Genomic DNA, 14,448 nt, shown 5'->3' on the forward strand with positions numbered 1-14,448 from the left:
ATAACGACCCGCGTTGTGAAATAGCGATCAGCGTTATGAAATAAGAATCAGTATTCAGGAAGAGACACCATGGATAAAAAACAACCAACGCTGTCATTGCGGGTCGTCAACAGCGATAAGTTAGAGAGTGGCAAACAAGCCAGCAGCCTATTTCATGCGCAAGGGGGGAGCGTCGGCAGTGACGGTAGCCATCATTGGTCGATTCAGGATCAAGGCGGCAATATCAGCCCGTCACAATTTGCTGTTGAATGGCGTGATGGCTCTTTCTGCCTGCGGATGCTGAATGGCGCTCTGAGCATTAATCATTCGGTGCTGACGGCCAATTCGGGTTTCGTTCGCCTACAACAAGGGGATGAAATTACGTTGGGTAATCTGGTGATCAAGAGCCATATCAGCCGTTCTGCTGCCGATATGCTCGATCCACTGATGGTATCACCGGAATCACTGGTATCGAGTTACAGCAACCCGATGGATGCCATGATGGAAGGGGAGCCGCTAGCAGCACCTCACCATCAGCAAGACAGCCGGTTAGCCGCGACCATTAGCAATAATTTCAGCCATGATCCATTGCGGGTATTGGAAACTGAAAGCCTGACCACGCAAGGCCATGGCGCAGTGATATCTGATGCTGATCACTCTCTACAGCAGGACCGATACCGTAACCCGCTTTTCTCTTCCCCGCTCTCTGATACCCCCAAGGACAGTGCTATGGATCAGGCGTTTCTCGATCTCCCGCAGATCAGTACCTTTCTTAACGGTAAACAAGAGGGGGGCAAACAAGAAGGACCAAATAACCAAATGGAACAACATCACGTTGCCATTACGCCGCTGATGCGTGGTTTTGACGCTCAAATCCCAATCCGCAACAGCCAGGAAGCTAACGATTTCCTTGAGGAGGCGGGTAAAACGCTCAAAGCGACAATCGAAGGTCTGCTCGCCTTACAACGCAGCCAACATGGCTTGCGCGATAAGCACTTACGGCCGATTGAAGATAATCCATTGCGTCTGAATATGGATTACGACACCACCCTCAACCTGATGTTTGCCGATCAAAAAAGCCCGGTTCATCTTTCGGCGCCCGCCGCCGTGGCCGAAAGCCTGGATAACCTGCGCTTGCATCATCAGGCCAATCAACAGGCGATTACGCAAGCGTTGAACACCATGCTGGAAGCCTTCTCCCCTGAGCGTTTACTGACGCGTTTTACCCATTATTTGCGCAGCAATGAGCGGCAAGAGCAGGACTCCGCCTGGGCCTGGGATATGTACAAAAACTACTATCACGAGCTGGCCTCCAGCCGCCAGCAAGGTTTTGAAAAACTGTTTGGCGAAGTGTATGAGCAAGCCTATGACCGAGCCTTACGTCAAGGCATGAAGGATAGCGAGTAATGAACAACGCCAGAGGCTATCTCCTGACGTGGGCATTATGTGTGGTGTTCCTGTTGTCTGGGTGCAGCGGTGCATGGGAAGCCACTAAAAAGGTCGGCAAGGTAGTTATGGACCCAGATATTCCGGTGGGGCAGGCTTCCGATCAACCCTCAACGGTCAGGCTAACATTGCTGTCCGATCCCGATACCAACCCTAATGAAAAAGGGGAAGCGGTACCGACTGAGATAGTGGTGGTGTACCTAAGTGAAAACTCCAAGCTGCTGGCCGCTGATTATGATCAGCTAAGCAGTGACGCGCTGGAGAAAACGCTGGGTAAGAATTACATCGATCATCAGGAATATACCTTACTGCCCGACCAATTCAAGGCGCTGGACCCTATCAAGCTGGAAGAGAAAAACAGCTATCTGGGGGTGATTGCTCACTATGCCGATGCCAACCGCAGTGAATGGAAGAAGATCATCAAAATAAAAGGGATCGGCCATAACTACCAGGTTTTGGTCCATGTCAGATCAAACGATGTCGATCTAAGGAAAGAGGAAGAATAACCATGCCAACCAAGAATCGAGTGATTTGGCGCGAAGGGCTGTTCATCAAACCGCAACATTTTCAACAACAGCAACGGCATAACGACTACCAGTTACAACGCCGGATTATCGCTCTGCAAGGGTATAGCTACGGTTTTAGTTCACTGATCCTGAATCAGGAGTTGTTGAAATTAGGGCGTATTGGCTTGACGGTCGCCAGTGGCAATATGGCTGATGGCACGGTGTTTGATATCCCTTATCAAGACCATTCACCAAAGCCATTGGATGTACTGAATTGTAATGATGCGGCCAGCCGTGACATTTATCTGGCATTACCCATGCTAAACGATGCCATTAATGAGGTGGCAGGCCAGCAGGGGCAAGCGCCGGGGACCATTCGCTATCGTGAACACAGCGATGATGTCCGCGATTTACATACGGAAGGGGGCGATGTCAGCCAGTTGGTACTGGCACAGCTTGCGCCGCGTTTGATGCAAGGCTCGGAAGACCTCAGCGCTTACTCGGTACTGCCGCTGTGTCGGGTCAAAGAGAAACGGCCTGACGGTTCGCTGATCTTGGATGAAGAGTTCATTCCCACCTGCACCACGCTCAGTGTTTCAACGCAATTAAAAGGCTTTATGGATGAAGTCGAAGGGACATTGGTTGAGCGCGCCCAACTACTGGCCAAACGTATTGGTTCTCCTGGGCAGCAGGGGATCGCGGATGTGGCTGAATTTATGATGTTGCAGGTCTTTAACCGCACACAGCCGCTATTCACCCATTTGGCGCATCAGGCGATTCTGCATCCAGAAGCGTTTTACCATCAGTTGGTACAAACCTGTGGTGAACTGCGCACGTTTACCGATGAATCCCGCTTAGCGGGCACCTTCCCGGTTTATAACCACGATAACTTGACCGACAGTTTTCAGCCGTTGTTTTTGGCGATGCGTCAGGCATTAAGCACAGTGCTCACACCGCGTGCCATCTCTATCCAGTTGCATATGCAGGCACACGGTATTCGCGTTGCGACCATTAATGATAGTGACCTATTGCGCAACGCTGATTTTGTTCTGGCCGTTCGGGCACAGATACCTCAAGAGCAGTTACGTCGGCAATTTGTTCAGCAAACCAAAATCACGTCACTTGAGAAAATACGCGATTTGGTCAGTGTACAACTGCCGGGCGTCCCGTTGGTGGCATTGTCTGCCGCACCGCGCCAGCTTCCTTACCACTCGGGATACACCTACTTCATGCTGGATCTGCAAAGCCCTGTATGGAAAGAAATCCAGCAAAGCAATGCGATTGCCTTCCACGTCTCGGGTGATTTCCCTGATCTGGACATGCAATTCTGGGCAATCAGGAGCAGCTAATGAAAACGGATGCTGTAACTGATAACACCCCTTTCCCGACAGTGGAAGCGGTCACCTCCCATCGGCAGTATCAGCTACCGCTACGTGGCGAAAGCCTGAACGCGATGATCGATACCGCCACCCCATTATTGGGAATGGTACTGCGCCTCAAAGACATGGAAAACCAAGCGTTACCGGACCAGCTATATCAGCAGGTGGTGACGGATATCCGTGCTATTGAGCAGTACTTGCAAACCAAAGGCTACGAACCCGGCGCAATCATATCTTTCCGATATGTGCTGTGCACATTCATTGATGAAACGGCGTTGGGGCATGGCTGGAATACCCAAAACGGTTGGTTACAGCAATCTCTGTTGGTGCATTTTCATAATGAAACCTGGGGCGGAGAGAAAGTGTACGTCCTGCTGGAACGTTTAATGGGGGAACCCAAGCGTTACCAAGACCTGCTGGAGTTTATCTATCTCTGTTTTTGTTTGGGTTACCGCGGCCGCTACAAAGTGACATCACAAAACGGTGATGACTTTGAGCGATTGTTCCGCCGATTGCATCACCAGTTGCAGCAGTTACGGGGTGATGCGCCACCGACGGTCCTTTATCAAGGAGGCGGTCGTCTTAACAGCCGCTACCACTTGAGTAAGCGGTTGACTATCAAGCATTTGTTATGGGGTGGAGTGAGTCTGCTGACGGTGATTTATCTGTTTTATGCCATCCACCTGCACACCCAAAGTCAGGATATTTTGCAACAGCTAAACAATTTATTGAGCTAGGAAAGCACAAATGATTCAAATTGACTTGCCCACACTCGTAAACCGCCTTAATCCCATTGCCCGCCATTCTCTGGAAGCGGCGGCGGCGCATTGCGTCAGTCAGCAGGAAGCTGAAATTACGGTCTCCCAAGTGCTACTGCAAATGATCTCCACACCATTATGTGATGTCAGGTTAATCCTGAGCCATGCGGGTGTTGAGGAGGATGAACTACGGGAGTCGCTCGATCAACGTGTTTCAGGCTATCAAGCTATTACCCAGGCCTACCCGAGTTTCTCCCCATTACTGGTGGAATGGTTACAAGACAGTTGGTTGTTGGCATCGACAGAGATGGAACACAGCCAACTCCGTAGTGGCGTGATGTTATTGACGTTATTGCTCAGCCCGTCGCGCTATCTGGTCCCCACGGCCAGCCGACTATTATCGCCGATTAACCGTGAGTTACTGCGTCAGAATTTTGCTAACTGGACGGCCGACTCGGCAGAAACACCGCGAGTAGAAAAAGGGGCTGAAGCAGGCAACGGCGCGGAAATCAATGGTGACAGCTTGCTGGCCCGCTATGCCAGCAATATGACCGAACAGGCCCGTAACGGGGAATTAGATCCTGTGCTGTGTCGGGATACAGAAATCGATCTGATGATCGATATTCTGTGCCGCCGCCGCAAAAATAACCCGATAGTGGTGGGTGAAGCGGGGGTCGGGAAAAGTGCGCTGATCGAAGGTTTAGCCCTGCGTATTGTGGATAATCAGGTGCCGGAAAAACTGCGTAACAGCGAGTTGATGACGCTGGATTTAGGCGCACTTCAGGCTGGTGCGGCAGTGAAAGGTGAATTTGAGAAGCGTTTCAAGGGCATCATGGCGGAAATCGCCCAGTCCACGACGCCCATTATCCTGTTTATTGATGAAGCACACACGCTGATCGGGGCCGGTAACCAGCAGGGCGGGTTAGACATTTCCAATCTGCTCAAGCCCGCTTTAGCGCGCGGTGAACTGAAAACTATCGCGGCAACCACCTGGAGCGAATACAAAAAATACTTTGAAAAAGATGCTGCGCTGTCGCGCCGTTTTCAATTGGTCAAAGTCTCTGAGCCCAGCGCGCAAGAGGCCACGATTATCATGCGTGGCCTGCGTACAGTTTATGAACAGGCGCATGGCGTCCTGATCGATGATGAAGCATTGCAAGCCGCGGCGGTGCTCAGTGACCGCTATATTTCGGGGCGGCAGTTGCCGGACAAAGCCATTGATGTGTTGGACACTGCAGCCGCACGTGTTGCCATCAATCTCACCTCTGCACCGCGTCAGGTTTCGGCACTGAAAAACGAACTCTACCATCAGGGGATGGAAATCGAGATGCTGGAGCGGGAACAACGCCTCAGTCTAAGCAGCCCGGATGAGCGGTTGGCCGTTTTACAACAGCAGCGAGTCGAAATCGAACAGCAACTCATTGCCCTGAATACCGGTTGGGAAAAGCAACAACACTTGGTACAGCAGATTATTGCGTTGAGAGCGGTCCTGTTGGCACAAGAAGAGAGAGCCACGGATGAGCAAGTGGTCAATCTGACGGCGCTGGGTGACGCGCTGGATCTGTTGCAACAACACCAGACGCTGGTCTCGCCGCATGTGGATAAGAGCCAGATTGCGGCGGTGATCGCTGAATGGACTGGCGTACCGCTAAACCGCCTTTCTCAGAGTGAATTGGCAGTGGTCACTGAATTGCCCTCTTATCTGGGGCAGCAGATCAAAGGGCAAGAGATGGCTATCCATTGCTTGCACCAACACTTGCTGACCGCAAGGGCAGATTTACGTCGCCCTGGTCGCCCAATGGGGGCTTTCCTGTTGGTTGGGCCTAGCGGCGTGGGTAAAACGGAAACCGTGCTACAGATCGCCGAACTGCTCTATGGCGGCCGCCAATATCTCACCACCATCAATATGTCCGAATTCCAAGAGAAGCATACCGTCTCGCGCCTGATTGGTTCACCACCGGGCTACGTCGGGTATGGTGAAGGCGGCGTACTGACCGAAGCCATTCGCCAAAAACCTTATTCGGTGGTGCTACTGGATGAAGTGGAAAAAGCTCACCCCGATGTGCTGAACCTGTTTTATCAGGCCTTCGATAAAGGAGAGTTGGCAGACGGTGAAGGCCGCATCATTGATTGCAAAAATATCGTATTTTTCCTGACCTCCAATCTGGGGTACCAGACCATTGTTGATCATGCAGACGAGCCTGCATTGCTCAATGAACGGCTCTACCCCGAGCTATCGGCATTCTTTAAACCTGCGCTGCTGGCCCGTATGGAAGTGGTTCCTTATCTGCCACTGGGCATGGAAACGCTGCAAATTATCATTCACGGCAAACTGAACCGCCTGGATACGCTGCTGCGCCAACGCTTTAGTGCTGATGTGGTCATTGAACCGGAAGTGATCGACGAAATCCTGCTACGCGCTACCCGTGCCGAAAATGGTGCTCGTATGCTTGAGTCGATTATCGACGGTGCGCTATTACCACCGGTTTCTCTGTTGTTATTGCAGAAAGTGGCCGCTGGCGCCGCTATCAGCCACATTCGGATCGCGGTAGAGGGGAATGTGTTTACTGCACAGGTTGAGGGAGCGATATGAGACAACGGTTAAAGAGTGTCCTCGCACTGCTGGACAATGACTCAACCGAACAACTGATCCATCGCTTTCTGACGATTAACCACCACCGCCAACGATTTAGCGCCCTGATGGTGTCGATGTTTAACGCCAGTGAAGGGCGTCTTGATTGCTATCACCAGCCTGATGGCGGCATAAACGTTGCGTTGAAGCTGGATGCGGATATTGAAGATGTTAACCATCCGTTGGTTCGGGTTTTGCGCAATGGTTTCCCCGAAGTGTGGGGCAGCCTGTATCAGGGGGTACGCATCGAAAATGATGATTTTCGCGGTTTCGTTCAGGCGTTACCCACGAGATGTGGGCTGTATGCCTTACCGCTGTTTGACGTTCATGGACATGCCTGCGGCGTGATTGCGGTTTTTTCCGAGAATATCGAACGCTTCGCTGATACTCGCGGCATGTTTAGTATTTATTGCCATATCTTTCAGCATCGCCTGAACAAATTACAAGAGATGGACCAACTGAGATCGCAACTCAATCAGATCCGAACGGTATTCAAAGAACAGCGACAGCGGGAAAAACAATTAGATGAGTTATTGGTCTCGCTCAGCACCTCAGATACGCACACCTTGCCCGGAATCTCTCAAGACTACAGCAAAGTAGACAGCCTGACCAAGGCGGTCGAGGCCTTCGAATGCGCTGTATTGACCCAGCGCCAGCGCTTGTACGGCAACGACAAAAGCCGTATTGCGGCCAGTCTGGGGCTATCACTGCGCGCCTTGACTTATAAGTTAGCGAAATACAGGTGCCAGCTATGAATACGTGGTTATTGATTAGCTCGTTACTGTTTTCCGGCAGCAATACCGACGCTTTCTGGACGATGGGATTAACCCCACCGGTGGCGGAGAAAAAGGAGGCGGGGACGCTGGCTCTGGTGATGCGTTGCCGTAGCGAAACCTCGGCTCTGGTACGGCTGGATTGCTATGACAAAGCCCTCACTCCAGTGACCGCCGTCGATGAAAAACGGGTAAATGCTGGCCCTGCCTGGCAGCGAGCGATGAATCAGGAAAAGGGACGTATTGATCACTCCACCGCATTTATGGTGACGGAAGGCGAAGGTTCGAATCCGATGGTGCTCATTACTACCCCTGCGATTGGTATGCCTCCTCCACGGCCGGTACTGATGTTGAGCTGCATTGACAATATCACCCGCTTGCAGATTGCGCTGGTGGGGCCACAAAAAGAGAGTTCCGTTACATTGATTATCGACAAAACCGGAATTATCGACAAAACCCGTCTGGACGCACAGTGGTTCCTGCGTGAAAACGGCTATTTACTGGAGTCCAGCCGTGGCCTGGCGGGTATCGATGAAATTAAACGGTTGATGTCGGCGGAAACCCTGACCATCGAAGGTGCAAACGGTGCTTTTCCTCGGCTGACATTTACTCTTTCTCAGTTAACGCCAGCGTTGAAACCGCTGCGTAACGCATGTCATTGGTGAGGCATATGGATATCACGTCACAACATCCCTGGCATGTCTTGTTACAAGCCCCTTTGTCACCTGAGCAGACCGCACAAGCCCTGGCCGATGATGACCCCCAATGGGAATATATCGACGGCCAGATGGTGAAACTGGGGTCGTTGGCCCACGCCACGCTGAATATTGACGATATTCAACAACAGGCCATGGCGCTGTTATCACAGAAAAGTAAAGATTTCCGGCTCATGGTGCATCTACTGCGCACCCTACAACACGCGGGCCAGCCAGATGAACTGATGCTGGCGATGTCGTTGCTGACCGAATACGTCCAGCTATTTTGGACTACGGCCTGGCCGCAAAATCCTTTACACAAACGGCGCTTTGCTCAACAAATCCTCAAACGCTTTGACAGCGCCAGCAGCAGTTTCAGCCAGCGAGCGAATGAGGCTCAACGTGAGAATGTGCAAGGATTATTGGCACATTTAGCACAGGTTTGGCACAGCAGTGAGCCGGGTCTGGCTAAAGAGGTGGATGCATTACGTACCCGCTATGCGCGGCCACCGGAGCGGGTTATCGAGGCGGTGGCTCCTGATGAACGGCTCTCATCCAGCACCTTGGCGGCAGCAATGGCCGCCACCCCCGTTAGCCCAAGCCTCGCCATTGATAACACGAGCGACAGAGCCTGGCGGCAGACCTTGCTGAAAATGGCGGATTTGCTGAGTGAACAGCAACCCGATTCCGCTATCGGTTTCCGGTTACGACGCCATGCCGTATGGGGGGCGTTAACCGCGCCGCCTATGGCGCAGAGCGATGGTCGCACCCCGTTGGCTGCGGTTTCTGCGGATCGAACCGCCGATTACTTAGCACGTCTGACTAATGCCGATTTACCTTTGTGGCATCAAGTAGAGCAGAGCCTAACCCTCGCGCCTTATTGGCTGGATGGGCATGTGCTTTCGGCGCAAATCGCCCTACGACTGGGTTATGACACGGTGGCACAAGCCATCCGTGATGAACTCAGCATTTTTTTAGCCCGCATTCCCGCACTAAAAACCCTCTTTTTTACTGATATGACGCCATTCCTCTCCTCTGAATCCACTGCCTGGTTACAGCAGGATGTGGGTCATCAGGGAAGAAGTCGCACTATTGAACAGGATGAAATTTGGCAATGCTATCAACAGCAAGGATTGGAAGCCGCACTACAGATGATAAACCGGCAGCCGCAGCAATCCGAACCTCGGGACCGTTTTTACCATCAATTGCTCAGTGCTCAGTTGTTCGAAAAAGCGGGGTTAACCGCATTGGCGCAGCAGCACTACCACAGCTTATTACTGGTAGGGCAGCAATTACAGCTAAGCGAATGGGAACCTGCGCTGATCGCTTTACTGACAGAAAAACAGCGACAACTCAAACCATGATCGCCATGGAATGCCACAGGAGCGTTAGCGCATGAAATTGCCGTTCTTTATACGCATAGCCAAGCCCGCCATTCCTCGCCTTAAAGCATCAATACCGGTGGTATTGGCGTTGCTGGCTTGCGCGGCACTCATTTGGGTGTGGATTTACGGACCCGAGTGGCAATTGGGGGAAAATTACCCGTTTGAGACATTATTGAGCCGTTGGTTGGTCACGGCGGTATTTGTCTTGGTGGTCGTTTGCTGGATCAGCCTGAAAGTCATGAGGCGTGTACAACACCTGGAAAAACTCCAGCTACAAACGAAAATTCAGCTCGACGATCCCGTCAGTGCTGATATCGAACAACAAAACCAATATCTCAATGGCTGGAAGCACCAGCTTCAGCGCCATTTGAACACCCCGGAATATCTATATCGCCTGCCTTGGTACATGGTCATTGGTGCGCGCAATAGCGGCAAAAGTACGCTGATCAAAGAAGGTTATAAACTGACAGAGATCTCCGCATCAGAGCGGCTCCATGCGGAAGACACAGCGGATCTGCGTGTCCGGTGCTGGTTGGGGGAACAAGCGGTTATTATCGATCCTGCGGGGGTACTGATTGAACAACCGACGACACCGATTGCGGGCAAAGCGGCACTCAACAGCCGCTTATGGCAAAGCCTATTATCCTGGCTGATTGAACAGCGCCAGCGTCAGCCGCTAAACGGCATTATTCTCACCGTCGATCTTCATCAGATGATGACCTCAAATAAAGCGCAGCGGGAGACTTACGTCGCTGATATCCATCAACGGCTGCAAGAGATACGGTTGTCTTTGCACAGCCAGGTGCCGCTGTATGTGGTCTTCACCAAAATGGACCTGCTGTACGGCTTCGAGGCCATGTACCAATCGCTGGATAAGGCCGAACGTGAAGCGGTTCTGGGGGTGACGTTCAGCCTCGATGCGGCCGATCCGGACGTATGGCGGACGGAGTTGAAACAGTTCTGGCAGCAATGGGTTGCACAACTGAATGGCGCGATGCCGGACATGATGCTGAACAGTGTGGATGCCGGACAGCGTAGCCAGTTATTCAGCTTCACCCGCCAGATGCAGGGCCTGCATGATTACGTGGTACAACTGCTGGAAGGCATCTTGTACCGTGGAGAACATGCCCAGCCGCTGTTACGGGGGGTTTACCTCACGTCAGCCCAGCAACGCGGGCAAATGGACGATATCTTTACCCAATCTGCCGCCGTGCAATATCACCTTGCGCCACAGGCCTTCCCGACCTGGCCGGTCTCGGATACGACGCCGTATTTTACCAAAGCGCTGTTTAACCAGGTGCTATTGGCCGAACCTAATCTGGCCGGAGAGAACGGTATCTGGCTGCAAAAAACGAGAAAGCGAATGTTCATTTTCTCGGGGGTGGGGGCCCTGGCCGCGCTGACCTTATGGGGCTACTGGCACTACTATCACCAGCTTAACTACCGGGCTGGCGAAGAGGTATTAACCCAGGCAAAAACCTTCTTATCGATCCCACCGCCAGAAGGCGATGACCGTTATGGCAATCTGCAACTGCCGCTGCTAAACCCCATCCGTGACGCCACGCTGGCTTATGGCAATTACCATGAACGCAGCCTGTTCCTGGCGGATATGGGGCTGTATCAGGGTAATAATATCGGGCCTTATGTCGAAAGCACTTACTTGCAGCTCCTACAGCAACGTTTTGTCCCGGCGCTGATGAGTGGGCTGCTGGAACAACTGAACGCCGCACCGAAGGGCAGCGAGGAGAAGCTGGAAATTCTGCGGGTGATGCGGATGTTGGAAGACGGCAGTGGCCGCAATGCCGCGCTAGTTGAACAATATATGAGCCACCGCTGGAGCCAACAATTCAACGGCCAGCGCGAGTTGCAGGATCAGCTATCAAGTCACCTGAACTACGCACTGAAACACACCGACTGGCACGGCGCACGGGAAAGTGGCGATCAATATGCGATCAAGAGCTTTGTCCCGTATCTCAGCCCGATCCAGTCAGCGCAGCAAGAGTTGAGCAAACTCTCGATCTACCAACGGGTGTATCAGAACCTGCGGATCAAAGCACAGGATGCGTTACCGCCCGCGCTCGATCTGCGTGATCAGATCGGCGCAAGTTTTGACGACATCTTTGTCTCCGGTAACGATCGCCTGCTGGTGATCCCGCAATTCCTGACCCGTAGCGGCTTACAGAGTTACTTCATCAAACAGAACGATCAACTGGTTGACCTGACGGTGATGGACAGTTGGGTACTTAATCTCACCAAGAACGTCGAATACAGTGAGGCAGACCGCAAAGAGATCCATCGGCAGGTGACCGAACAGTACCTTGGCGACTATACCGCCACCTGGCGTGCGGCCATGAATAACCTGTCGGTCAGTGATTTTGAAGGCTTGCCGCAGGCGATCAGCGCCATTGAACAGGTGATCAGCGGGGAACAACCTTTCCGCCGTGCACTGCAAACGCTAAGTGACAACACCCGCTTGCCGGTTATCTCGGATCTGATCCCCGCGAAGGAGCAGCAAGAGCTGCTACAAAAACCCGATTACCTGCTGCTGACCCGTATCAACCGTGAGTTCTCCCCCGAAACGGCGGTGCTGGTGGAGAATGGCGATAAAGGCAGCGTGATCCAGAGTGTTTACCAAAAACTGACCGAGCTACACCGCTATCTGTTGGCGATCCAAAACTCGCCCGCGCCGGGCAAAGCGGCGTTGAAGGCGGTGCAATTACGACTGGATCAAAACAACAGTGACCCGATCTTCGAAGTCCAGCAACTGGCTAAAAACCTGCCGGAGCCGTTAAACCGCTGGGTGGGTGAGCTGGCAGAGCAGGCCTGGCGAGTGGTGATGATGGAAGCGATCCAGTCACTGGAAGTGGAGTGGAATGAGACGGTGATCAAACAGTATCAAACCTATCTGGCCGGACGTTATCCCTTCGACCCTCACGCGAAACAGGATGTACCACTCAGTGAGTTTGAACGCTTCTTTGGGCCGAAAGGCACGCTCGATGCGTTCTATCAGCAGAACCTGAAACCGTTTGTCGAAAACAACCTGACTGGTGGCAGTGATGGCGAATTATTGATCCGGCCTGATGTGTTACAGCAACTGGCGCAGGCGCGGAAAATTCGCGACACCTTCTTCTCGGCCCAAAACGGCCTGGGCACACAGTTTGCGATTGAACCGGTGCTGTTAAGTGGCAACAAGCGCCGCAGCGTATTGAATCTGGATGGGCAATTACTGGATTACGCCCATGGCCGCAGCGGCGTAGTGCATCTGGTTTGGCCAAACTCGATGCGTGCCGGGGTGGAAAGCAAACTGACATTAGTCCCGGATGAGAGCGGTAAATCACCGCGCACCCTCAGCTTCAGCGGTCCCTGGGCGCAATTGCGGCTGATCAACGCAGGTGAACTGACCAATGTGGGCACCAACTCCTTCGATGTCCGCTTCAAGGTTGATGGTGGCGAGATGACGTACCGCATCTTTGTTGATGAATCCGACAACCCATTCGCGGGCGGTTTGTTCAGTAAATTCAGTCTGCCAGACACTCTGTATTGAGATACATGGCTGTACTGAGACAGATTGTACTGAGACACACGGTTGTATTGAGACAAATCGCATTGAGACAGATGCATTGAGACAAATTGTATTAATCGTTGTCATCGTCTTCCTGCTGCTTAGGCGGCAGGAAGACGATCAAAGGATGAGTCCGCATGAGTGACGCCCCGCAAAATATCATCATTAAAACCGGCACTGATCCACGGAACAGGCCGGAATTTAACGCCATTCGTGAAGAGATCAACAAGATCAACCACCCGGCGCGACCAGAGGTCAACTGGGGCTTGATTGAATCACTGGCGCTGACCCTGTTTCGCACCCACGGCGTGGATTTGCAGACGGCGGTGTATTACACGCTGGCACGCACCCAGAAAAATGGCCTGGCCGGTTTCACCGAGGGCTGCGAGTTGCTGGCCGGTATGGTGGTCGGCCAGTGGGATCACCTGTGGCCGGAACAGCCGCAGGCGCGCAGTGAAATACTGGAATGGTTCAATACCCGCGTCAGTAATCAACTGCGTCAGCATGATTTTACCCGTGACGATCTTCGGCTGGTGTACCGCGCCGAGCGGGCCTTGCAACTGCTGTACGATAAATTGCAACAGGTTGAATTAAAACGGGTACCGCGCATTGAAAACCTGCTGTACCTGATGCAGAACACCGCCAAAAAACTCGAATCGGCCAGTGACGCGGCGAAGGCTCAGCAAACTGCGGCCCCGCTGAAAATGCCGCCTATGGTCTATCTCTCGGTACCCGAGGCCGAGCCTGTCCGGACGGCAGCGGCAGCCCCTGAGCCTGCGGCCAATATTGAGGTGCGTTCGCCCCCCCCGGAGACCAAACGGGGGGCGGTGCTGTGGGGCTTTGGTGCCGGTGTCCTGTGCAGTTTACTGGTGGCGACTGCGGTTTACGTTACCCAGTTCAAACCGCTGCAACAGCAAATGACGGTGCTGGCCACCCAACCGGAAAGCGCGGCATTGCTGTGGCTCAACCGCCCGGATGTCGCCACCTATGGTGAGCAACTGAGCACCCTGGAAAACCTCTCGCCCCTGTTTGTGCTCAATACCGCCGACCAGTCGGTGGCGATGGCTCGTCAACGCTGGCCGTCCGATCCCAGTCAGGTGGCCGAAAGCCAGCGCTGGGCGCGGTTGGTGGAGGCGCGTATCGGCCTGGCCGGTACCGACAGCAGCTATTTCCAGCTCCAGCAGCGCTTGCATGCGCTGTCTGAAAAATTACTCGAACAGGAACGTTCTCGGGGCAGTCTGACTATCTCCTATCTAAAAACAGCAGTTTACCAGATGCAGACCGAACTGAACCGGGAGATACCGCTGGAGGAGTTACTGCGCCAGTTGGCGGT

At 53.0% G+C, this 14,448-nt stretch carries 10 protein-coding genes; all 10 read left to right on the forward strand.

Annotated elements, in window-relative coordinates; genetic code table 11:
• The first annotated feature begins 69 nt into the window (after positions 1-69).
• The gene (gene tagH, locus AC971_RS18445; RefSeq protein ID WP_025381698.1) at positions 70-1,386 is read left to right on the forward strand and encodes a type VI secretion system-associated FHA domain protein TagH; all 1,317 of its coding nucleotides are present in this window, start codon (positions 70-72) and stop codon (positions 1,384-1,386) included.
• Positions 1,386-1,931, forward strand: a complete 546-nt coding sequence (tssJ, locus tag AC971_RS18450; RefSeq protein ID WP_025381697.1) for a type VI secretion system lipoprotein TssJ — start codon at positions 1,386-1,388, stop codon at positions 1,929-1,931. The genes tagH and tssJ overlap by 1 nt, the downstream gene beginning before the upstream one ends.
• A 2-nt stretch (positions 1,932-1,933) precedes the next feature.
• Entirely contained in the window at positions 1,934-3,280 is a 1,347-nt protein-coding gene (gene tssK / locus AC971_RS18455) for a type VI secretion system baseplate subunit TssK (protein WP_025381696.1), read from the forward strand.
• Positions 3,280-4,047: a type IVB secretion system protein IcmH/DotU gene (gene icmH / locus AC971_RS18460; RefSeq protein ID WP_025381695.1), complete on the forward strand. Its 768-nt coding sequence runs from the start codon at positions 3,280-3,282 to the stop codon at positions 4,045-4,047. Before tssK ends, icmH begins: the two co-directional genes overlap by 1 nt.
• A 10-nt stretch (positions 4,048-4,057) precedes the next feature.
• Positions 4,058-6,661, forward strand: a complete 2,604-nt coding sequence (gene tssH / locus AC971_RS18465; protein WP_025381694.1) for a type VI secretion system ATPase TssH — start codon at positions 4,058-4,060, stop codon at positions 6,659-6,661.
• Positions 6,658-7,455, forward strand: a complete 798-nt coding sequence (locus AC971_RS18470; protein ID WP_025381693.1) for a helix-turn-helix domain-containing protein — start codon at positions 6,658-6,660, stop codon at positions 7,453-7,455. The genes tssH and AC971_RS18470 overlap by 4 nt, the downstream gene beginning before the upstream one ends.
• On the forward strand, positions 7,452-8,138 hold the full coding sequence (gene vasI, locus AC971_RS18475) for a type VI secretion system-associated protein VasI (RefSeq protein WP_048677788.1): 687 nt from the start codon (positions 7,452-7,454) through the stop codon (positions 8,136-8,138). Before AC971_RS18470 ends, vasI begins: the two co-directional genes overlap by 4 nt.
• Before the next feature lie 5 nt (positions 8,139-8,143).
• A complete protein-coding gene (tssA, locus tag AC971_RS18480; protein WP_025381691.1) occupies positions 8,144-9,532 on the forward strand; it encodes a type VI secretion system protein TssA in 1,389 nt (462 codons plus the stop codon).
• Positions 9,533-9,563: 31 nt separating this feature from the next.
• The gene (gene tssM, locus AC971_RS18485) at positions 9,564-13,097 is read left to right on the forward strand and encodes a type VI secretion system membrane subunit TssM (protein ID WP_025381690.1); all 3,534 of its coding nucleotides are present in this window, start codon (positions 9,564-9,566) and stop codon (positions 13,095-13,097) included.
• A 155-nt stretch (positions 13,098-13,252) separates the two neighbouring features.
• A partial coding sequence (locus AC971_RS18300) for a VasL domain-containing protein (protein ID WP_053084925.1) occupies positions 13,253-14,448 on the forward strand: 1,196 nt, incomplete at its 3' end.

The sequence above is a fragment of the Yersinia similis genome (assembly GCF_001053095.1).
In the GTDB taxonomy this organism is placed as follows: Bacteria; Pseudomonadota; Gammaproteobacteria; order Enterobacterales; family Enterobacteriaceae; genus Yersinia; species Yersinia similis.